The organism is Escherichia sp. AM3, from assembly GCF_032029835.1.
In the GTDB taxonomy this organism is placed as follows: domain Bacteria; phylum Pseudomonadota; class Gammaproteobacteria; order Enterobacterales; family Enterobacteriaceae; genus Escherichia; species Escherichia coli.
Window position 1 is genome coordinate 1 of record NZ_JAVUPQ010000410.1, and the last position, 879, is coordinate 879.

At 43.2% G+C, this 879-nt stretch carries 3 protein-coding genes and 1 pseudogene; 1 reads left to right on the top strand and 3 read right to left on the bottom strand.

What is annotated here, in order from left to right:
- The first annotated feature begins 184 nt into the window (after positions 1 to 184).
- Positions 185 to 376: a hypothetical protein gene (locus RTW80_RS26235; protein ID WP_001564342.1), complete on the top strand. Its 192-nt coding sequence runs from the start codon at positions 185 to 187 to the stop codon at positions 374 to 376.
- A 130-nt stretch (positions 377 to 506) separates the two neighbouring features.
- On the opposite strand, the gene RTW80_RS26240 is transcribed toward RTW80_RS26235, so the two are convergent.
- From RTW80_RS26240 to rz1, 3 genes and pseudogenes are all read right to left on the bottom strand, one after another.
- Positions 507 to 659 carry a hypothetical protein gene (locus RTW80_RS26240; protein WP_001564341.1) on the bottom strand — a complete coding sequence of 51 codons (153 nt, stop codon included), beginning with the start codon at positions 657 to 659 and terminating at the stop codon, positions 507 to 509.
- Positions 647 to 817: a lysis system i-spanin subunit Rz gene (locus RTW80_RS26245; protein WP_005144468.1), complete on the bottom strand. Its 171-nt coding sequence runs from the start codon at positions 815 to 817 to the stop codon at positions 647 to 649. The genes RTW80_RS26240 and RTW80_RS26245 overlap by 13 nt, the downstream gene beginning before the upstream one ends.
- A pseudogene (rz1, locus tag RTW80_RS26250) lies at positions 769 to 879 on the bottom strand (lysis system o-spanin lipoprotein Rz1); the annotation flags it as partial. The pseudogene rz1 and the gene RTW80_RS26245, both read right to left, overlap by 49 nt.

An 879-nucleotide genomic window follows, 5' to 3' on the forward strand; every position in this document is an offset into this window, starting at 1 on the left:
CCACCGGGAGGACCCGTCAATGATGAGAGTAATTCTCGTTAGTTATGTACCTTTCCAAGGTAACTACAAATCACAAAGTGAATATTATTTTCGATGTATTTGCGGAGGACGTTAAAGATGAGAAGTGACTTCAAGTACTCTAAATGCCGCGTAAAACTTTTCAATCAAAATAAGAGGTTTTTTTATGAAAAAACAAGATATTATCCCTTATATGTTAAAAGTAATGAATGAAAAAGGAAAAGTTGCTTTCCAGCCAGCATGGTTCCCTGAGAACGATAATCATGAAGAAACTTTCGATTCTCTTTGCGAGTTATACCGTGAAGGAAAAATCACAATGGAAGGAGGTTATTACTTCGATCTAATTTTTATCCTGTAATCTGACTATCAAAAGTATTATCGCAGGCACTCAGTGAATGCCTGCGGTAATGCCGTTCGTGATAAGCGAGGTTAACAAACCATTATCAAGCCCATCCGTAGATAGGCTTTGTAATGAACTGGCTCTTATCTCAACGCAGCCCCTTACCGCGCGCCAGATGTTTAACCTCAAGCATCAGCAATGAGATGTTTAATCTGGATTCACTCCAGAAGTGATCACCATCCTGTCTACAGAGCCAGATGTGAAGGATGATGAGTAAAATTATCGCTATCATCGAAGGCATTGCGTCCTGATGTATTCCTGAAGCGTTCTCAGTGCTGTTTGGTCGCGGATAATTCCGTCCCGGATACCGAGAACGTTTCGTCCAGCAACTGGAGAGAGTTCGACGGTGGCATCATTGCCCATGCCGGAGGCGCTGGAGGTTTCGGCTGAGGATGGCACAGGGCATTTTCCTTTGACGAACACCCGACCACCATTATCAAGCTTGCGCCGAAGAGCATCAT